This is a genomic window from Nonomuraea sp. NPDC049637 (assembly GCF_040675235.1).
In the GTDB taxonomy this organism is placed as follows: Bacteria; Actinomycetota; Actinomycetes; order Streptosporangiales; family Streptosporangiaceae; genus Nonomuraea.
The window spans coordinates 157,251-175,450 of record NZ_JBFAOM010000013.1; the positions used below are offsets into that span (position 1 = coordinate 157,251).

Below are 18,200 nucleotides of genomic sequence, written 5' to 3' on the forward strand. Positions count from 1 at the left end.
GATCGAGGAACGCGGCCACGCCGTCGAGCACCCCGAAGGCCGTGCCGGTGGCCAACACCGGCGCGTGCGCCACCGCGATCGCCAGCAACATCACGCCCCGGGCCAGGTCCGGCGCCAGGGACCGGCCGGTCGCCGTCGTGGCGGTCACGGCGCTCACCCGACCCGCCGCAGGGCACGCTCACGGCGTGCCGCCACCGACGAGCCGGACTCCCCGCGTGCCATCCGCCGCAGCACGACCGGCGCCACGAGCACGCCGAGCACCGCCCAGGCGCCCAGCACGCCGGCGGTCTCCAGCTGCCGCCACGACTCGCCGATCTCGACGGCGGCCGCCGAGTCAGGCAGCAGGGCCGACCGCATGCCGAGCCCCATCCAGTAGACGGGGAAGATCTGGGCGAGCCCCTGCAGCCACTCGGGCAGTGCGGTGATCGGGTAGAAGATGCCGGAGATGCCGATCAACGCCAGGAACGGCAGCTGGACCAGCCCCTGGGCGCGTGCGGTGGTGAACACCGAACCCAGCACCGCGCCGATCGGCAGGGTCGCGACCAGGCCGAGCAGCAGCACCCAGGCCAGGCCGGGCCAGGAGTCCGGGCCGATCCGCAGGCCCTCGACGAGGAGCGCGGCGGGCACGAGGAAGATCACCAGGTCGGCCAGCAGACCGCCGGACACCGAGATCACCTTGCCGATCAGGTAGGCGGGCATCCCGTGCGGGGTGGCCTTGGCGCGCAGCAGCGTGCCGTCCTCGCGGTCGGCGGTGAGCTGCTGGCTCATGCCGATCATGCCGGTCGCGGCGTTCATGCCGAGGATGCCGGGCAGGGCCAGGGCGCCGAGCGGGAGGGCGCCGACCGACAGGTCCCGGATGAAGAACAACGTGGCCACCATCAGGGCGGGCCACAGGAAGTGGGAGAACAGCTCGGCGCCGTTGGTGAACGACTGCCGCAGCTCGATCAGGCCCCGGGACCAGCCGGCGCGCAGGACGGTCGCGTTCACCGGGCCGCCTCCTCGGCCTCGCGCACCAGCGCCAGGTACGTCTGCTCCAGCGAGGCCCGGTGGACCTCCAGCTCCTGGATCTCGTCACCGTGGCGGGCGAACAGCTCGCGGGCGAACGCGGTCGAGTCGGGCGTCGTCTCGGCGTACCGCCGCCCGTCGCGCATCCAGCGCACCTCGTCCTCGCCGGCGATCCGCCGGGCCAGCTCGGCGGCGGTGCCGTCGGCGACGATCCGGCCGCCGTTCAGCACGAGGATGCGGTCGGCCAGCTTCTCGGCCTCGTCCAGGTCGTGGGTGGTGAGCAGGACGGCGGTCTCGCGGGCCTCGGCCAGGTCGCGTACGAGGTCGTGGAAGTCGGACCTGGCCTGCGGGTCGAAGCCGGTGGTCGGCTCGTCGAGGAACAGCAGCTCGGGACGCCCCACGAGGCCGATCGCCACGTCGAGCCTGCGCCGCTGCCCGCCCGACAGCGTCCTGAGCTTCCTGCCGGCGTGCTCGGTCAGGCCGACCCGCTCGATCAGCTCGTCGGGGTCCCAGGGCCGCGGGATGCCGGGGACGGCGTAGGGGGCGTAGTAGCCGCCGAGGTGGGCGAGGAACTCGCGCACCCGCCATTTGCCGTGGTCGCGCCAGGACTGCAGCACGATCCCGAGCCTGGCCCGCCACCGCTCGTCGCCGTGGGTGGGATCGGCGCCGAGCACCGAGACCCGCCCCTGCGACCGGATGCGGAAGCCCTCCAAGATCTCGATCGTGGTGGTCTTGCCCGCGCCGTTGGGCCCCAGTAAGGCCACGACCTCGCCGTGGCGGGCCTGGAACGTGACGTCGTGCAGGACGTCGAGCGGGCCGTAGCGCATGCGCAGCCCGTCGACGTCGAGCACGAGACCGTCGCTCTTCGTCATGAGATGACCTCTCTTCGTGATCGGATGACCCCGCGCCTGAGCACCCGCCGGCGCGAGGGCATGACGCGTCGCGGCCCGAACGGGGCCGGAGCGCGGGAACGGGGGGGCCGGTTACCAGCTGTCGCGCGTGAGCGTCTCCTCGACGCGATCGATCAGGCCGGCCCGGTCGACGCCGGCCAGGGCGAGCGCGCGCGGCACGGTGCCGACGCCGGCGGCCAGGACTCCGCGCAGCAGATGCGCGGGGCGCAGGTCCTTCTTGCCCTTGGCGGCGGCGAAGCCGCGTTCGAGCGCGAGCCGGGCGGAGGCGCCGAGCTTGGGATGATCCTTGGCGTGGCGGACGGGTTCCGGCAGGCCGTAGGAGGCGAGGGACACCCCGGCCACGCCGAGGCTGTGCTCGAACTCCCGGTCCAGCGCATCTCTGATCGCCTGCCGCCGGAGCCCCGTGGCCGTCAGCACGCGGTGTGCGGCGGTGCCCTCGATCGCGGTGATGGCCAGCAGGAGGTGGTGGGCCTCGGTGGCGGCGGAGCCGTCCGCCCGCGCCTCGGCCGCTCCCCGCGCGATGATGTCGTTGATGTAGTGGTCGATCGCGCTCACCGTAGTCTCCTCGGCATCGCGCCGGCGGCGATGAGCCGCTTGGCGTGCTTCTTGTGGACCGCCTGGCGGGTGACGCCGAGCGCCTCGGCGACCTGCGGCCAGCCCCACCCGGCGCGCACGGCCTGCTCCACGGCGGCGTCCTCCAGCTGGTCGGCCCGGCGCCGCAGCGCCACGACCGCCGCGAGCGCGTCGGCGGGCCCCTGGGGCACGGGTACGTCGTCTACCGGCATATAAGCAACCCTAGTTGACTAATCGACGTTGGTCAACCGTGGTTGCTTATCGCCTGCGGAGTCCGACGATGTAGGTGGCGGTGAGCGCGACGGCGCGGTCGTCGTCCTGCGCCAGGGCGGCAAGGGCACGTGACGCGGTGGCTCCGGGGATGTCGGCGAGCGCCTGCGTCAGCCGCCGGCGCGCGGACGGCTCGGCGCCAGGCCGGGTGAGGCGGTCCACGAGCCCGGCGGCGATCGGGTCCGCCGCTCCGGGGCGGCCCGCCAGTGTGCTCAGGGCGTCGGCCGCGTCGACGTCGTTCGTCCCCTCGACGATCATGTCGATGAGGGTGGGGATGGCCTCGTCCACGCCGCGGGCCCCGAGCGCCAGGGCCGCGTAGCGGCGGACCACGACGTCGGGGCTGGTCAGGGCGTCCCGGAGCAGGGCGGTCGCCGCGGCGTCCGGCAGCTCGGCGATCGACTGGACCGCGCGCTTGCGCACCTCGGCCGCCGGCGCGTGCAGGCCCTGCGCCAGCAGCGCGGCGGCGTCCTCGCCCGACTGCGCCAGAGCCCATCGCAGGGCTCCGGCGACGTGCGGATCGCTCTCGCCCAGCGCCGCCTCGACGAGCGCTTCCACCGGGACCTCGGCGACCGAGGACAGGGCCGCGCTCTGGCGGCGGCCGGCGTTCTTCGAGCCGAGCGCCTGCAGCAGGGAGACGACCTGGAGCACGTCGTCCCAGCCGGCGGGGTCGGCGGCGTCGATCCGGCGCAGCCGCGTGAGCAGCTCCGTTTCGGCCGCGATGCGTTCCCGGGTGCGCCGGATGAGGTCCTCGACGAGCCCGGACGGCGTGAAGCCGGGATCATCGAGCGCCCGGCCGACGTCACGCAGCGACAGGCCCAGCGACCGCAGGCTCTCGATGTGGAAGATCCGCTGGATGTCCGCGCCGGAGTACTCCCGATAGCCGGCGTGGCTGCGGCCCGTCGGGCGCACCAGGCCGAGCGCGTCGTAGTGGCGCAGCATGCGGGCGCTCACCCCGGACCGTCGCGCGACGTCGCCGATCAGCACAGCCCATCATCCCTCCTGGCCGCCGGCGCCGAGGGCCACGACGCGCTTCGCCTCCTCGATCGCGAACTCGAATCCGGCCTCCGGGTCGCGCAGCAGCCGTTCCGTGGCCCCCGCGTGCGTGCGCACGCCGGGATCCGGGTCGGCCATCGCGGCCCGCAGCACCGGCTCGACCACCTCGCCGAGCGCGACCAGCGCCCGGCTGAGGCTCAGCTGGGTCTCCCGTCGGCCGCGCCCGAGCTGTGTCGACAATACTTCGGCCAGTCCGGGCTTCTCTTCCTCGGGGGCCAGCAGCACCGCGGTCCGCCAGGCGCTCCGCGCCACCTCGTCGTCGGCGTCGGTCAGCAGCTGCCGGGTGATCGCCGGCCACGCCCGCCGGTCGCCGATCTTGGACAGCGTGTGCAGCGCCTGGCTGCGTGCCTGCGCGCGCTCCGAACGCAGCTCGCCGAGCAGCCGCGGGACCGTCAGCTTCGCCGGATGGCGGGTGAGCGCCCAGGTGAGCATGTCGCGCACGTGGAACTCCGGCTCGACCGCGCAGCGCTCGACGAGCGCGCCGACGAGGCGCGGGTCGGGCGTCGTGCCCACCGCCAGGGCCGCCCGCAGCCGTACGGACGGGTCGCCGGCCGCCAGCCCCGCGACGGCGCCGGTCGTGTCCGGGTCCTGTTCCTGCCTGGTCATCGGGACCACCTCCTCGGCGACCAGTGAAGACCTTGTCACAGTGTCAAGGTCAAGCGGCCGGGCCGGCGCGGTCAGTCACGCGGCGCGGTGACCGCGTGCTGCCGTTCGGGCTCCAGGTGCATCGGGCGTTCGTGGAAGCCGCCCTGCGCGCTCCGCACGATCACGCCGCTCTCCGGCCCGTGCTCCAGGTCGTGCCGGTCCTGGAGCCGCAGGCCGAGGCAGAGCCGGTGGGTCAGCCAGAAGGCGACGACCGGGCCGAGGAGGACGGCGTACCTGAAGAAGATCGTCACGGCCTCCACCGAGAGGTGGAACTGGTGGGCGAGCTGGTCGTTGGCCGCGGCGGCCCACAGCAGGCCGTAGAAGGCGACCCCGGCGGCGGCGACGGCGGTCCGCACGGGCGCCTCGCGCGGCCGGTCCAGCACGGCCGGGCCGGTCACCTCGGCGGCCAGGCGGCTCCTGCTCTTGGGCCGGCCGAGCGCGTCCCGCCGGCCGAGCCGCCCCAGGACGAGGCGCTCGGCCAGCGGGTAGCCGGCCAGGGCGGTGAAGAACACCCCGGGGACCACCAGCGTGGGCACCAGGACCGCCAGGCTGAGCGTGTACCCCCCGATCGCCAGCTCCCAGCCCGGCATGATCCGCAGAGCGCCGTCGAGGAAGCCCATGTACCAGTCGGGCACCGAGCCGGCCGAGATCTGGCCGGGCCCGGCCGGGCCGTACAACCAGATGGGGGCGATCTGGAAGGCCAGGCCGAGGATGACCAGGACCCCGATCGTCGTGCCCGCCATCAACGGGCGCACGCTCGCGCGCGCCGGGACCGGCGCGGCGAACCGCGAGTGCCCGTGCCGCCGCACCAGCCGTTCGCGGGCGGCGAGCAGCGCCACCATGGCCGCCGGGATCAGCAGCACGTGCGTCCAGTACATGGTGGGGATGATGCTGTCGCCGGGGAACCCGGCGCCGAAGAGCAGCTGCGCGCCGTACGACCCGACGACGGGAATCGACAGCAGCACCGACTGGATCAGCCACAGGCTGCCGCCGGAGAGCATGTCGTCGGGCAGGATGTTGCCGGTCTCTCCCGCGGCCATCCCGAGCGGCAGCAGCGTCACCCAGATCAGCCACTGCGGCACGCGCGGCCGCCGGAACGCGCCGGTCAGGAACATGCGCAGCAACTGCATCGCGACCGCCGCCACGAACACCAGGGCCGACCAGTGGTGCACCTGCCGGACGAAGAGCCCGCCGCGCACCTCCAGGCTCAGCCGCATGGTCGAGTCGAACGCCCTGCTGACCGGGACGCCGCTCAGCGGCGTGTACACGCCGTGGTAGAGCACCGGGGACATGTCCGGGTCGAAGAACACCATGAGGAACAGCCCGGTCACCACCAGGACGGCGAAGGACCAGATCGCCACCTCGGCGAACATGAACGACCAATGACCGAGCCCCGACGACTGACGTTTCCGCACCGATGAGCGCATCGGATCCTCCTCGTTTCGCCTTCGCCTTCAAGACGAGATCGGCGGCCGAGATGTGACGTCGAGGAGGGTGAGTTACGTCATAACGGCTCGTTCCCGGAGCGACGGGCTGGGCCGGGACAGGGGGATGGACGGCGGTCGAGGGAGTGTGCACCTTTCGTGCCTGAATCCGCTGGTGTCATCGGTTTTGTCAGGGGCAAGGGGTGGAGGACGCGGGGGCGTCAGCAGATTGGGGCCGCCTGCGGCGCATGCATATTCCACCACAACCTGTGTTAGGACGCATGATGACCGACAGATTCGCCCGTGCGCTCGGGTGGGCCAGCCTCGCGCTGGGCGCGGCGCAACTGGGGGCACCACGGGCCGTGACCCGCCTGTGCGGCGTCGACGACGCCCCGGGGGCCACGGCCGTCGCCAGGCTCGTCGGCGGGCGGGAACTCCTGCACGCCGCGCTGTTGCTGGGCGCCAAGAGCCCCGCCCGGTGGGCATGGACCAGGGTCGCCGGCGACACGATGGACCTCGGCGTCCTGGGCAGGGCCGCCGCCAACCGCACCGGCGCCCGCCGTGCCCGCGCGCTGGCCGCGCTCGGCGCGGTCGCCGGGATCACCGCCCTGGACGCCGCCTGCGCCCGGCGCGGCACCGCCAGGACCAAGGGCCCGCTGCAGGTGCGCGCCTCCATCACCATCAACAAGCCGCGCCAGGAGGTCTACCGCTACTGGCGCGAGTTGGAGAACCTGCCCTCCTTCATGGTCCACCTGGACTCGGTGCGCACCATCGACCAGCGCCGCTCCCGCTGGAAGGCCAAGGGCCCGATCGTCGACCTGGAGTGGGAGGCCGAGATCATCGACGAGCGGGCGGGCGACCTGATCGCCTGGCGGACCGTGCCCGGCACCGGCGTATCCACCGCCGGCCTGGTCAGCTTCACCGACGGCCCCGGCGGACGCGGCACCGTCGTGGACGCCTCCCTGGAGTACGGCGCGCCCGGCCGCAAGCTCGCCGCCGCCGTCGCCCGCATGTTCGGCGAGCACCCCGAGCAGCAGGTCCGCGACGACCTGCGCCGCTTCAAGCAGGTCATGGAGACCGGCGAGGTGCTCCGCTCCGAGGGCAGCCCCGAGGGCCACCGCGCCCTGCGCCAGCTCCACCAGCGTCCCGCACAGCCGATCGGAGGACGGGCATGAAGGCCAACGTGTGGGCGGGCCGCAACCACGTGGAGATCCAGGACGTCCCGGACCCGCAGCTCCTCAACGCCCGCGACGCGATCGTCCGCGTCACCTCCACCGCGATCTGCGGCTCCGACCTGCACCTCGTGGACGGCTACATCCCGACCGTCAAGAAGGGCGACGTGCTCGGCCACGAGTTCATGGGCGAGGTCGTCGAGGTCGGCCCGGGCGTGCACAACCTGCGCGTCGGCGACCGCGTCGTGGTGCCGTTCCCGATCGCCTGCGGCGCCTGCTTCGCCTGCCAGGACGGCTTGTACTCGGTGTGCGAGAACTCCAACCCCAACGCCGGGATGGCCGAGAAGCTGATGGGCCACGCGCCCGCCGGCATCTTCGGCTACTCCCACATGCTGGGCGGCTTCCCCGGCGGGCAGGCCGAGTACGTGCGCGTCCCGTTCGCCGACGTCGGCCCGATCAAGATCGAGGACGACCTGCCGGACGAGAAGGTGCTGTTCCTGTCCGACATCTTCCCCACCGGCTTCATGGGCGCGGAGATGTGCGACATCAAGCCGGGCCAGACGATCGCGATCTGGGGCGCGGGGCCGGTCGGGCAGTTCGCCGCGGCCAGCGCGTTCCTGCTCGGCGCCGACCGGGTCATCGTCATCGACCGCTTCCCCTACCGGCTGCAGCGGGTCCGGCGGACCGGCGCCGAAATTCTCAACTACGAGGAGGTGAACGTGCTGGAGGCGCTGCGCGACATGACCGGCGGACGCGGCCCGGACGCCTGCATCGACGCCGTCGGCATGGAGGCCCACCACCCGACCCCGGCCATGTACGCCTACGACCGCACCAAGCAGGCCACCCGGATGGAGACCGAGCGCCCCTACGTGCTGCGCGAGGCCATCATGGCCTGCCGCAACGGCGGCGTGGTCTCCGTCGTCGGCGTCTACGGCGGATTCGTCGACAAGTTCCCGATGGGCACCGTCATGAACCGGTCGCTGACCATCCGCACCGGCCAGTGCCACGTGCAGCGGTACACCGCCCCGTTGCTGGACCGGATCCGCGCGGGCGAGATCGACCCGAGCTTCGTCATCTCGCACCGGATGCCGCTCAGCGAGGCGCCGCACGCGTTCGACCTGTTCAAGCACAAGCAGGACGAGTGCAACAAGGTGGTCCTCACTCCGTAGGCCGGCTCTCGCGGCCCGCAGCCGGTCCCACTCGTCCTCCGCGGCGGCCCGCCGCTCCGCCAAGGTGGCGGAGCGGGACGCCCGGCGACGATGAGCCGCTGTCGCGGCAGTGGCCCACCGTCGGGCTCACCCCTTCACCGCTCCGCCGAGCAGCCCGGAGACGAACTGCTTCTGGAAGACGAAGAAGATGAGCATCAGCGGCAGCGTGGCCAGCAGCGCGCCCAGCATCAGGCCCGAGTAGTCGACGCGGGTCAGCCCGGTGAGGTGGCTGAGCGCGACCGGCAGCACGTACTTCTCCTCGCTGGTGAGCATGAGCAGGGGCCAGATGAAGGAGTTCCACTGGCTCATGAACGTGAAGATGACCAGCGCGCCGAGCTGCGGCCGGACCACGGGCAGCACGATCCGGTAGAAGATCCGCAGGTCTCCGGCCCCGTCCAGGCGTCCGCTCTCGATGAGCTGGTCGGGGAAGTCGAGGAAGGCCTGGCGCATGAGGAAGATGCCGAACGAGTTGGCCAGGAACGGGATGACGATCGACTCGTAGGAGTCGACCCAGCCGATGCTGGCCATCATCTGGAACAGCGGCACCAGCAGCACCTGGAACGGGATCATCATCGTCGCCAGGATCACCGCGAGCAGCAGGCCGCGCCCGCGGAAGCGGTACTTGGCCAGGCCGTACCCGCCCATGGCGCTGACCAGCACGGACAGCGCGGTGTAGACGAGGGCCGTGCCGAGGCTGTTGAGCACCACGCGGGAGAAGCCGATGGTCTCCTCCAGCGACCGCAGGTTGTCCAGCAGGTGGTCGCCGGGCAGGAACGGAGGCGGGCTGCGGAACAGCTCGGACGTGTCGTGCGTGGAGGCGACGAACATCCAGTAGAACGGCGCGACGCTGACCACCGCGCCGGCCGCCATGAGCAGCCGGAGCAGCAGGCGTTTCATGACTTCTCCTTCCCGAACCACTTGAACTGGGCGTAGGAGAGCACCCCGATGAGCAGCACCACCACCCAGGCCATCGCCGCGGCGTAGCCGAAGTCGAACTGCTTGAAGCCGACCTGGTAGAGCAGCAGGATCGGCGAGGTGGTCGCGTCGTCGGGGCCGCCGTCGGTGAGCAGCTTGTTCTCGTCGAACAGTTGCAGCGTGCCGATCGTGGAGGTGATCGAGCAGAAGAGGATCACCGGCTTGAGCTGCGGCACGATCACGCTGACAAAGGACCGCAGCGGCCCGGCCCCGTCGATGGAGGCGGCCTCGTACTGCTCCTTGCCGATCGCCTGCAGGCCCGCCAGCAGGATGATCATGTTGTAGCCCGTCCACCGCCAGGTGATGGACGCGATCAGCGCCACCCGCGCCCAGGCCGGGTCGTCCAGCCAGGCGATCTCGGCGCCGAGCAGCTGGTTGACCATGCCGCCGTCGGTGCGCAGCAGCACCCGGAAGACCACCGCGTAGGCGACCAGCGTCGTCACGGCGGGCAGGAAGTACGCGATCCGCAGCGTGGCGCGGAAGCGCAGCCACGACTGGTTGAGCACGTACGCCAGCGCCAGCGCCAGCGCGATCATGATCGGGACCTGCACGACCAGGATCAGCCCGACGTTGACCAGGGACTGCAGGAACCTGTCGTCGTGCAGGAGACGCTGGTAGTTCTCCAGGCCGGCCCATTCGGCCACGCCGTCCTCGGTCCGCTGGAGGCTCTGCCAGAGGCTGGCCCCGAGGGGGTAGGCGAAGAAGAGCGCCAGCAGCGCGGCGGCGGGCCCCGCGAAGATCCAGGGGACCAGACGGCGCCGAACGATCATCCGATCTCCCGCTTCGTGGCGGACGCGATCTGCGCGGCCGCCTCGTCCAGCACGGCCTTGGGGTCCTTGCCGCCCACCACCGCACGCTGCAGCAGCTTCTTCAGCAGCTCACTGGCCTCGGCGTCGTCGTCGGTGGACTCCACGGCCGGGATGGCGCGCACCTGGTCGGCGAAGATCTTGTTGACCGGCTGCCCGCCGAAGTAGTCGACCGGCTCGGAGAAGTACGGGTCGGCCAGCGCGGGCAGGTAGGCCGGGAAGAGCGACTCCTGCTTCATCATCGACAGCTGGCTGTCCTTGTTCGCCGTGACGAACTCGACGAACGCCCACGCCGCCTGCTGGTTCTTCGTCTGGCCGGTGACCGCCAGCATGGACCCGCCGTTGGCCGAGGTGCGCACCCCGCCCGGCTCGAACGCGGGCAGCGGGATCACGCCGAACTTGCCCTTGAGCTCCGGCATCTCCGACACCAGCGTGCCCGTCCACCAGACGGCGGTGGGCGCGACGGCCGCCTTGCCCTCCTTGGTGGCGGTGACCCGGCCGTCCCAGCCCTTCTCGTTCTGGAGCAGGCCCTTGTCGTTCATCGTCTTGATCAGGGTCAGCGCCTTGACGGCGGCCGGCGTGTTGACCGCGACCTTGCCGTCCACGAACCTGCCCTGCTTCTGCTGCTGCAACAAGGTGGTGAACAGCGGCTCGCTGTTACCCAGGTCGGAGACCATGAGCTTCTTGCCGGTCTTGGCCTTCAGCGTCTCGCCGGCCTTGATCAGGTCGTCCCAGGTCTGGATGTCCTCGGCCTTGATCCCGGCCTGCTCGAAGTAGTCGCGCCGGTAGAACAGGCCGACGGGCGCGGAGTCCCATGGCAGCGCGAACAGCTTGCCGCCCTCGCCGGAGGCAGTCTGCCACTTGGCCGGGTCGAAGTCGGCCTTCAGCTTGCCGGCGACCGGGCCGAGGTCGGCCAGCCCGTTGGGGAAGTTCTTGGCGTAGCCGGGGACCCGCTCGTCCTCAAGGTGCACGACGTCGGGCAGGCCGGTGTCCGACTGCATGCCGACCGTGACCTTCTCGTAGATGTTGTCGTAGCCGACGTCCGTCACGTCGACCTTCACCTTGGGGTGCAGCTTGGTGAACTCGGGCGCCAGGCGCTTCAGGGCGGTCGCACCCACGTCGAACGACCACACCTTGACCTCGCCGGACAACTCCGCGGAGGTGGACGCGGCGATCGAGGGGGCGGGCCCCTTGGCCGTGCCGGTTCCGCCGGTGGCGCATCCAGCGGCGAGAAGTCCGGTGGCCAGCAGCCCGGCGGCGATTGTGTGGATCTTCACGGTGACCTCTTGGATCTGTAACATGTCACACTCTGAATACTGAGTGCTGAGTAACGTACGCTGAATACGCGTGGTGCACCAGAGGTGAAATCGAACCGTTCCCGATGGATGTGAGCGGACGGGCGGAAAGGCCGTTGCGTACTGCCCGTCCTGCCGGGATGATCGGCCGGCATGGGGAACGTGCTGCTGACCGGGGCCACCGGAGGCATCGGAAGGCCGCTGGCCGCCGCGCTCGGCGCGGCCGGGCACCGGGTGATCGCCGTCGGACGTGACGTCGGGCGGCTGGACGTCCGCGGGATCGAGGCCGACCTGGCCGACCCCGCGTCGCTGGCCCCCGCCATGGAGGCGCTGACGGCGGAGCTGACGGAGATACGCGCGGTGGTGCACTGCGCCGGCATCTCCCCCGTGGAGGCCGTCGCCGAGGCCGGCCCCGACACGTGGCGGCGCACGATGGCGGTGAACGTGGCCTCCGCCGCCGAGCTCGTCCGGCTCGCGCTGCCCGCGTTGCGGCGCGCCAAGGGACATGTGATCTTCGTGAACGCCTCCCCCGGGCTGACCGGCGTCCCGCGCTGGTCGGCGTTCGTGGCCAGCAAGGCGGCGCTGCGCGAACTGGCCGACTCGCTGCGCGAGGAGGAGGCCGTCCACGGGGTCCGGGTCACCACGGTCTACCCCGCGGCCACGGCGACCGACCTGCTCGGCGAGGTCAGGGCCGCCTTCGGCCGCCCGTACGACCCGCAGGCGTGCATCCGGCCGCAGTCGCTGGCCGAGATGGTCGTGTGGGCGCTGAACGCGCCTGCCGACTCCTACGCCTGCGAGCTGTCGGTGCTGCCGGGCTGAACCCGGCCGCGGCGGCGTGGATCGGCGCCCACCTCAGCGCTGCGCCGCGGCGCCGAGCTCGACCACGATGTGGGGCGACAGCGCCCGCAGGAAGTCGGGGGCGTCGAAGATGCGTCCCGCCGAGGCCACCCCGGCGGCCCTGGTCCGGCCGGTGAGGACGCGCTCGACGGCCTCCACCGCGAGCGGCGCGCTGACGGCGTAGATGTCCCGGCCGCGGGCCACCGCCCGGCGTTCCGCGGCGCCCGAACGCACGACCACGTCCACGACGAACGGCTGCGCCGACCGTCCGTGCTCGTCGGCCGCGACCGGGGCCGGGGTGTCGGGGTGCACCACGTCCGTGGCCGCCTCGACCGTCATGTAGTTGCGCACCTCGGGGATGTCCAGGTGGCTCGGGACGGTCACGATGTCGGCCATCGAGAACTCCGCGATGACGTCACGCGTCCCGGTCGGCTCGGGGAAGGCCCACTGCTCGGCCGGCGCCCGGTCGTCGCGGTACTCCAGCCGGCCGCCGGCGTGACGGACGCGCCGGCCGTCGCGCCGCTCCCTGGAGACCCTGCCCGCGGCCCGGGTGCCGGCCGTGGGGTGCCAGCTGTCCAGCCCGTAGGCCACGTGCGCCTGGTCGGCGCCGGTCCAGTCGCCCATCGCCGCCGTGACCAGCAGGTCGCCGAGCCCGCCGAAGAAGGCCATCGCGGGGACGATCACCGCCCCGGCCTCCCGGGCGCGCTCCGCGAACAGCTCGAAGGTGTCCACGTTGGCCTCGATCTCGGCCGCGACGTCCACGTACGGGACGCCGGCGCGCAGGGCCGCCTCGATCACGGGGGCCGCCGTGGCGGCGAAGGGCCCGGCACAGTTGATCACCGCGGCCACGCCGTCCAGGGCGCGGTCCAGGGCTGCCGGATCGTCCACCGACGCCTGCCTGACCGCCAGTTCGGGGTGCGCCTCGGCCAGCGCCTTCAGCGCGTCGCCGTCGCGGCCCGCCAGGACGGGCACCAGCCCGCGCCGCAGCAGCTCCGCCACCACGAAACGGCCCGTGTGCCCGTAAGCGCCGTAGACCGCCACCGCGGAACCCGTCGTCGTCTTCATCTGTGTCATGTGCTCATCAGCCATGCGGACATCCTGGCGGCCCACCGCGTCGCCGCACGAGCGTCCGGAACGACATGATGCGTACAATTCCGGACGTGACCACAGTCGCGGTAGCCGTCGCCGACGGGATCCTGCACTTCGAACTGGCCCTGGCCTACGAGCTGTTCAGCTCGCCCCCGCCCGTCCCCGTCGAGCGCTGGTACGAGCCGGTCATCTGCGGAGCCGGTCCCGTACGGGCCGACGGGCGGTTCCTGCTCGAACCCGACGCCGGGCTCGACCTGCTCGTCCGGGCCGACACGGTGATCGTCCCCGGCTGGGCCGAGGTGGACGAGGAGCCGCCGGCCGACCTCGTCGAGGCCGTGCGGGCGGCGCACGAGGCGGGCGCCCGGGTCGCGTCGCTGTGCACGGGCGCGTTCGTCCTGGCCGCGGCCGGCCTGCTGGACGGGCGGCGGGCCACCACCCACTGGGCCCACACCGAGACGCTGGCCGCCCGCCATCCCCGCATCCAGGTCGATCCGGACGTGCTCTACGTGGACGAGGGCAGCGTGCTCACCGCCGCGGGCAAGGCCGCCGCCCTGGACCTGTGCCTGCACCTGGTCCGCCGCGACCACGGCTCGGCGGTCGCCAACGCGATCGCGCGCCGCCTGGTCGTGGCGCCGCACCGGCCCGGCGGCCAGGCCCAGTTCGTCGCCACCCCCGTCCCCGAGCCGCACGGCCATCCCCTCAGCGACCTGCTCGCCTGGGCGGGCCGGCACCTGGACCAGCCCCTGACCGTGGAGGACCTGGCCCGCCGGGCGAACCTGAGCTCGCGCCACCTCGGCCGCCACTTCAGGTCCATGACCGGCACCACCCCGTTGCAGTGGCTGCTGACCCAGCGCATCCGCCGCGCCCAGGAGCTCCTGGAGACCACCGACGACGGCGTGGACGCCATCGCCGAGGCCACCGGCATGGGCACCGCGGCCACGCTGCGCCGGCACTTCAACCGCACGGTCGGCGTGCCCCCGGACGCCTACCGCCGCACCTTCCGCGCCCGCGGGGCTGCGCCCGATCAGCGGCCGGCCGGGTGGAAGTCGTAGGGCTTGGAGTCGTACACGTAGTAGACGCAGTCGGCGCCCGCGGCGCACTTGCCCCAGTGCTCGGCCTTCGACGGGTAGTACAGGTAGTCGCCCGCGCCGATCCGGTACGTCTTGTGGCCCTTGACGTTCCACAACATCACGCCGGAGACGCCGACGACGTGCTCGGGGCTGGTGTGCCAGTGCGGGGAGAAGGGCGTGCCGGCCTTGAGGGTGAACAGGGCCTCGGAGGGGCCGGTCTTCGGGTCGCCCTTCAGCTGCACGAACGTGCAGCCCTTCAGCCCCTCGCAGGGTGAGCCCGCCTCCTTGTGCGAGTGGTGGACGACCTTGTCAGGGCCCGAGTCGGCGTACGCGCTGGGGGCGCCGAGCACCATGAGAGCCAGCGAACCGGCCGTGATCACTTCTCTGAACATCTCGATCTCCAAGTGGACTGTGGTCCGATATGTCCGGGAACGTATCGGACTGCGGTCCGTTTCGTCAAGGGCGGCACGACCCGCCGCCGCGTGCCACACTCCTGGCCATGGCGCATTCGACCGTGCCGGACGGCGGACAGGTGCGCGTGGGCGTCCTCGGCCCCCTCGCGCTGGTGACCGCCGACGGCCCGGCGCAGGTCGGCGGCGCGCGGTTGCGCGTGCTGCTGGCCAGGCTGGCCCTGGACGCCGGGCGGGCCGTCCGGCCCGAGACCCTGGCCGAGGCGTTGTGGGACGACGCGCCGCCCGAGGCCCCCATGCACGCGCTGCAGTCGCTGGTGTCCCGGCTCCGGCGCGTCCTCGGGCGTCCCGGGCTGCTCACCTCCGGCCCCGCCGGGTACTGGCTGGCCGTCGAGCCGGACGCCGTCGACGCCGTGCGGTTCGAGCGGCTGGCCAGGCAGGGACGGGCCGCCGCCCGGGACCGGCCCGCCGAGGCGGCCGCCGTCCTGCGGGAGGCCCTGGACCTGTGGCGCGGGCCGGCCCTGGCCGACGTGCGGGCGGCGCCGTTCGCCGCCGCCGAGGCCGACCGGCTCGAACGCGCCCGGCTCGCCGCCCTGGAGGACCGCGTCGAGGCCGACCTGACGCTGAGCGGCGACCCGCTGGGCGCTCACCCGCTGGGCCCTGACCTGAGGCTGAGCGGTGACCTGGCGCTGGGCCCTGACCTGAGGCTGAGCGGTGACCTGGCGCTGGGCCCTGACCTGAGGCTGAGCAGCGGCCCGGCGCTGGGCGCCGATCTCGGCCTGGTCGCCGAGCTGGAGTCGCTGGCTGCCGCCCATCCGTTGCGCGAGCGCCTGCACGCCCAGCTCATCCGGGCGCTCGCCCGCGAGGGCCGCGGCGCCGAGGCGCTGGCCGCCTACCAGCGCATCCGCGTCCGGCTCGCCGACGAGTTCGGCGGCGACCCGGGCCCGCACCTCCAGCAAGCCCACCTGGCGGTCCTGCGCGGCGATCTTCCCGGCCCCCGTCGGCCGTCGGTGCCTTCCGGGACGTCGGGGCCGTCGGAACCGCCCTGGCCGTCGTCGCCTGGCCGGGCGCACGGCAACCTCGACGTCCCGCTCACCAGCTTCGTGGGCCGCGACGAGGACGTGCGCCGGGTGACCGGCCTGCTCGGGCAGGGCCGGCTGGTCACCCTGGTCGGCCCCGGAGGGGCGGGCAAGACGCGGCTGGCCGGCGCGGTCGGCCGGCGGCTCACGCCGTCCGGCGGGGTGTGGTTCGTGCCGCTGGCCGCGGTCGGGCCCGACGACGTCCCCCGCGTGCTGCTTGACCTGCTCCGGACGCGCAAGGAGGGCGCGCCCGCGCGGGCCGAGCCGGACGACCTGGTCGAGCTCCTCGCCGACGACGACCTGGTCCTGGTGCTGGACAACTGCGAGCACGTGATCGAGGCCGCCGCCGCGCTCTGCGGGACGCTGCTCGGCCGCTGCCCACGGCTGCGGGTGCTGGCCACCAGCCGCGAACCCCTGCGCATCGACGGCGAGACCCTGCACCCCGTGCCGCCGCTGGACCTGCCGGAACCGGGCGCGACGCCGGAGGCGGCCCGGTCGGTCGCGGCGGTTCGGCTGTTCCGCGACCGCGCCGCCGCCGTACGGCCCGGCTTCGTCCTGGAGGGCGGCGCGCTGGCGGCGACCGTCGAGATTTGTCACCGCCTCGACGGCCTGCCGCTGGCGATCGAGCTGGCCGCCGCCCGGCTGCGCACCCTGCCGGTCGAGGCGGTCGCCGCCCGGCTGGACGACCGGTTCCGGCTGCTCACCGCCGGCAGCCGGACGGCGCTGCCGCGCCACCGCACCCTGGCCGCCGCCGTCGCCTGGAGCTGGGACCTGCTCGACGCCGGCGAACGCTCCCTGCTGGAACGGCTGTCGGTCGTGCGCGGCAGCTTCACCGAGGACGCCGCAGCGGCGATCGGCGGTTCGGAGGACGTGCCGGAGCTGTTGGCGGCGCTGGTCGACAAGTCCCTGCTGCACCCGGCGGACTCCGCCGACCCGGCCGAGCCGCGCTACCGCCTGCTGGAGACCATCCGCGAGTACGGCCTGGCGCGCCTGGCCGAACGCGCCGAGGTCACCGCGACGCGCGACCGGCACGCCCGGTTCTTCCTGCGGCTGGCCGAGTCCGCCGACCCGCGCCTGCGCACGTCGGACCAGCTCCGCTCGCTGGCCCGCCTGTCGGCGGAACGGGACGACCTGTCGGCCGCCATCCGCTGGACGGTCGAGTCCGGGGACGCCGGACGGGCCGTCCGGTTCGGCGTCGCGCTGAGCTGGTACTGGTTCCTGCGGGACTTCCCGCCGGAGTCGCTCGACCTGCTCGGAAGGGTCCTTCAGGCAGACGGCCCGGCCGACCCCCGATCCCGCGCGCTGGTCGCCGCCGCCCACGCGATCGCCACCGTCGAGGCCGCCGGGCCGGAGGAGACCGACGCCGCCCTCGACCGGATCAGGGCGGCCCTGGCCCAGCTCGTCCCAGGCACGCATCCCATCACCGAGATGGCCCGCCTGGCGGTCGGCATAGCCGCGAAGGGCGACCACGCCGCGCCGGCGGAGGGGGCGGACCTGTGGAGCCGGTCGCTGGCGCTGCTGGTCAGCGGCGTGCTGGCCATGAACACCGGCCACCTCGCCGAAGCCAAGGACACGCTGCCCCGCGCGCTGGCCGGCTTCGAGCAGCTCGGCGAGCGGTGGGGGCAGGGAATGACGTTGAGCGCCCTCGGCTCGGCGCTGGTCCGGTCCGGCGCAGCGGCCGACGCGCCCGCCCTGGCCGAGCGCGCCACCCGCTGCTTCCGCGAGCTCGGCATGCCCGAGCACACCATGGAGAACGAGGTGGCCGCCGCGCTGCACCGTGCCGAGTCCGGCGACGTGGCCGGCGGCCGGCGGGACCTGACCGGCCTGCTAGGCAGGGCCGGGCGCAGCGGGTCGGCCGAGTCGAGCACCCAGGTGCGCCTGGGCCTGGCCCGGCTGGAGCTGGCCGCCGGGCGGGCGGCGGCGGCTCGCGAGCACGCCCTGGCCGGTCTGGCCTGCGCCCCTCCCGACCGCTCGACCACGCCGCCGCTGACCGCGCTGCTGCTGGGCGTCCTGGCTCGGGTGGACCTCGCCGAGGGGTTCCCCGAGCGCGCGGCCGGCCGGCTCGACCATCCGGCGGTGCGCCTGACGCTGACCTGGCACACGCCGGTCGCGGCCGCGACCGCGTTGGTGGCCGCCGCGATCGAGCTCGGCCGCGACCGGCCGGAACGGGCGGGCAGGCTGCTCGGGGCCGCCACCGTGCTGGGCGGCTGGACCGGCCCCGGCGACCCCGACCTGTGGCGGCTCACCCGCCGGGCCGAGACCGCCCTGGGCCTGGCCGGCTTCGCCGCCGCACACGCGGGCGGTGCGGCGATGTCACGAGCACAGGCCGAGAGCCTGGTGACAGCAGCCGTCACCACGCCGCCCAGTTAGCGCCGCTC

The 18,200-nt window shown here is 73.2% G+C and carries 17 protein-coding genes; 5 read left to right on the forward strand and 12 right to left on the reverse strand.

All coding sequences use genetic code 11. The features are described from left to right. Positions 1 to 153: 153 nt before the first annotated feature. The 7 genes from AB0J71_RS20265 to AB0J71_RS20295 form a co-directional block, all read right to left on the reverse strand. Positions 154 to 987 (reverse strand): ABC transporter permease, encoded by an 834-nt coding sequence (locus AB0J71_RS20265; protein ID WP_364415427.1) that lies wholly within the window; start codon positions 985 to 987, stop codon positions 154 to 156. Next, positions 984 to 1,877 (reverse strand): ABC transporter ATP-binding protein, encoded by an 894-nt coding sequence (locus tag AB0J71_RS20270; RefSeq protein WP_364415429.1) that lies wholly within the window; start codon positions 1,875 to 1,877, stop codon positions 984 to 986. The genes AB0J71_RS20265 and AB0J71_RS20270 overlap by 4 nt, the downstream gene beginning before the upstream one ends. A gap of 111 nt (positions 1,878 to 1,988) precedes the next feature. After that, a complete protein-coding gene (locus AB0J71_RS20275; protein ID WP_352326930.1) occupies positions 1,989 to 2,471 on the reverse strand; it encodes a Clp protease N-terminal domain-containing protein in 483 nt (160 codons plus the stop codon). After that, positions 2,468 to 2,701 (reverse strand): hypothetical protein, encoded by a 234-nt coding sequence (locus AB0J71_RS20280; protein WP_364415431.1) that lies wholly within the window; start codon positions 2,699 to 2,701, stop codon positions 2,468 to 2,470. Before AB0J71_RS20280 ends, AB0J71_RS20275 begins: the two co-directional genes overlap by 4 nt. Positions 2,702 to 2,747: 46 nt before the next feature. Beyond that, positions 2,748 to 3,743 (reverse strand): HEAT repeat domain-containing protein, encoded by a 996-nt coding sequence (locus tag AB0J71_RS20285; RefSeq protein ID WP_364415433.1) that lies wholly within the window; start codon positions 3,741 to 3,743, stop codon positions 2,748 to 2,750. 6 nt (positions 3,744 to 3,749) lie between these two features. Continuing rightward, complete coding sequence (locus AB0J71_RS20290) at positions 3,750 to 4,418, reverse strand: HEAT repeat domain-containing protein (protein ID WP_364415515.1); 669 nt, start codon at positions 4,416 to 4,418, stop codon at positions 3,750 to 3,752. 71 nt (positions 4,419 to 4,489) lie between these two features. Continuing rightward, the gene (locus AB0J71_RS20295; RefSeq protein WP_364415435.1) at positions 4,490 to 5,884 is read right to left on the reverse strand and encodes a cytochrome b N-terminal domain-containing protein; all 1,395 of its coding nucleotides are present in this window, start codon (positions 5,882 to 5,884) and stop codon (positions 4,490 to 4,492) included. A gap of 278 nt (positions 5,885 to 6,162) precedes the next feature. On the opposite strand from AB0J71_RS20295, the gene AB0J71_RS20300 reads away from it, so the two are divergent. After that, positions 6,163 to 7,056, forward strand: coding sequence for an SRPBCC family protein (locus tag AB0J71_RS20300; protein WP_364415437.1), 894 nt, complete (start codon positions 6,163 to 6,165; stop codon positions 7,054 to 7,056). Next, positions 7,053 to 8,222: a zinc-dependent alcohol dehydrogenase gene (locus tag AB0J71_RS20305; protein ID WP_352324787.1), complete on the forward strand. Its 1,170-nt coding sequence runs from the start codon at positions 7,053 to 7,055 to the stop codon at positions 8,220 to 8,222. Before AB0J71_RS20300 ends, AB0J71_RS20305 begins: the two co-directional genes overlap by 4 nt. 126 nt (positions 8,223 to 8,348) lie before the next feature. Here AB0J71_RS20305 and AB0J71_RS20310 read toward each other — a convergent pair whose 3' ends face one another. From AB0J71_RS20310 to AB0J71_RS20320, 3 genes are read right to left on the reverse strand one after another with little or no spacing between them, the layout of a single operon-like run. Next, positions 8,349 to 9,158 carry a carbohydrate ABC transporter permease gene (locus tag AB0J71_RS20310; RefSeq protein WP_364415439.1) on the reverse strand — a complete coding sequence of 270 codons (810 nt, stop codon included), beginning with the start codon at positions 9,156 to 9,158 and terminating at the stop codon, positions 8,349 to 8,351. After that, positions 9,155 to 10,006, reverse strand: coding sequence for a sugar ABC transporter permease (locus AB0J71_RS20315; RefSeq protein ID WP_352324784.1), 852 nt, complete (start codon positions 10,004 to 10,006; stop codon positions 9,155 to 9,157). Before AB0J71_RS20315 ends, AB0J71_RS20310 begins: the two co-directional genes overlap by 4 nt. Then, a complete protein-coding gene (locus AB0J71_RS20320) occupies positions 10,003 to 11,319 on the reverse strand; it encodes a sugar ABC transporter substrate-binding protein (protein WP_364415441.1) in 1,317 nt (438 codons plus the stop codon). Before AB0J71_RS20320 ends, AB0J71_RS20315 begins: the two co-directional genes overlap by 4 nt. A 171-nt stretch (positions 11,320 to 11,490) precedes the next feature. Between AB0J71_RS20320 and AB0J71_RS20325 the strand changes: the two genes are divergently transcribed. Then, on the forward strand, positions 11,491 to 12,156 hold the full coding sequence (locus AB0J71_RS20325) for an SDR family NAD(P)-dependent oxidoreductase (protein ID WP_352324782.1): 666 nt from the start codon (positions 11,491 to 11,493) through the stop codon (positions 12,154 to 12,156). Positions 12,157 to 12,189: 33 nt separating this feature from the next. On the opposite strand, the gene AB0J71_RS20330 is transcribed toward AB0J71_RS20325, so the two are convergent. Next, the gene (locus AB0J71_RS20330) at positions 12,190 to 13,263 is read right to left on the reverse strand and encodes a saccharopine dehydrogenase NADP-binding domain-containing protein (protein WP_364415443.1); all 1,074 of its coding nucleotides are present in this window, start codon (positions 13,261 to 13,263) and stop codon (positions 12,190 to 12,192) included. A 71-nt stretch (positions 13,264 to 13,334) separates the two neighbouring features. Between AB0J71_RS20330 and AB0J71_RS20335 the strand changes: the two genes are divergently transcribed. Continuing rightward, positions 13,335 to 14,315, forward strand: a complete 981-nt coding sequence (locus AB0J71_RS20335) for a helix-turn-helix domain-containing protein (protein ID WP_352324780.1) — start codon at positions 13,335 to 13,337, stop codon at positions 14,313 to 14,315. Here AB0J71_RS20335 and AB0J71_RS20340 read toward each other — a convergent pair. Continuing rightward, positions 14,288 to 14,725 carry a cupin domain-containing protein gene (locus AB0J71_RS20340; protein ID WP_352324779.1) on the reverse strand — a complete coding sequence of 146 codons (438 nt, stop codon included), beginning with the start codon at positions 14,723 to 14,725 and terminating at the stop codon, positions 14,288 to 14,290. The genes AB0J71_RS20335 and AB0J71_RS20340 overlap by 28 nt on opposite strands. Before the next feature lie 107 nt (positions 14,726 to 14,832). Between AB0J71_RS20340 and AB0J71_RS20345 the strand changes: the two genes are divergently transcribed. Beyond that, complete coding sequence (locus AB0J71_RS20345; protein WP_364415445.1) at positions 14,833 to 18,192, forward strand: BTAD domain-containing putative transcriptional regulator; 3,360 nt, start codon at positions 14,833 to 14,835, stop codon at positions 18,190 to 18,192. Positions 18,193 to 18,200 lie beyond the last annotated feature (8 nt).

What these genes read in the sequence shown, in the direction of transcription:
- AB0J71_RS20270 (WP_364415429.1), bottom strand. Translation starts at nt 1,877, where the DNA reads ATGACGAAGAGCGACGGTCTCGTGCTCGACGTCGACGGGCTGCGCATG.
- AB0J71_RS20280 (WP_364415431.1), bottom strand. Translation starts at nt 2,701, where the DNA reads ATGCCGGTAGACGACGTACCCGTGCCCCAGGGGCCCGCCGACGCGCTC.
- AB0J71_RS20290 (WP_364415515.1), bottom strand. Translation starts at nt 4,418, where the DNA reads ATGACCAGGCAGGAACAGGACCCGGACACGACCGGCGCCGTCGCGGGG.
- AB0J71_RS20295 (WP_364415435.1), bottom strand. Translation starts at nt 5,884, where the DNA reads ATGCGCTCATCGGTGCGGAAACGTCAGTCGTCGGGGCTCGGTCATTGG.
- AB0J71_RS20300 (WP_364415437.1), top strand. Translation starts at nt 6,163, where the DNA reads ATGATGACCGACAGATTCGCCCGTGCGCTCGGGTGGGCCAGCCTCGCG.
- AB0J71_RS20305 (WP_352324787.1), top strand. Translation starts at nt 7,053, where the DNA reads ATGAAGGCCAACGTGTGGGCGGGCCGCAACCACGTGGAGATCCAGGAC.
- AB0J71_RS20310 (WP_364415439.1), bottom strand. Translation starts at nt 9,158, where the DNA reads ATGAAACGCCTGCTGCTCCGGCTGCTCATGGCGGCCGGCGCGGTGGTC.
- AB0J71_RS20315 (WP_352324784.1), bottom strand. Translation starts at nt 10,006, where the DNA reads ATGATCGTTCGGCGCCGTCTGGTCCCCTGGATCTTCGCGGGGCCCGCC.
- AB0J71_RS20325 (WP_352324782.1), top strand. Translation starts at nt 11,491, where the DNA reads ATGGGGAACGTGCTGCTGACCGGGGCCACCGGAGGCATCGGAAGGCCG.
- AB0J71_RS20330 (WP_364415443.1), bottom strand. Translation starts at nt 13,263, where the DNA reads ATGGCTGATGAGCACATGACACAGATGAAGACGACGACGGGTTCCGCG.
- AB0J71_RS20340 (WP_352324779.1), bottom strand. Translation starts at nt 14,725, where the DNA reads ATGTTCAGAGAAGTGATCACGGCCGGTTCGCTGGCTCTCATGGTGCTC.
- AB0J71_RS20345 (WP_364415445.1), top strand. Translation starts at nt 14,833, where the DNA reads ATGGCGCATTCGACCGTGCCGGACGGCGGACAGGTGCGCGTGGGCGTC.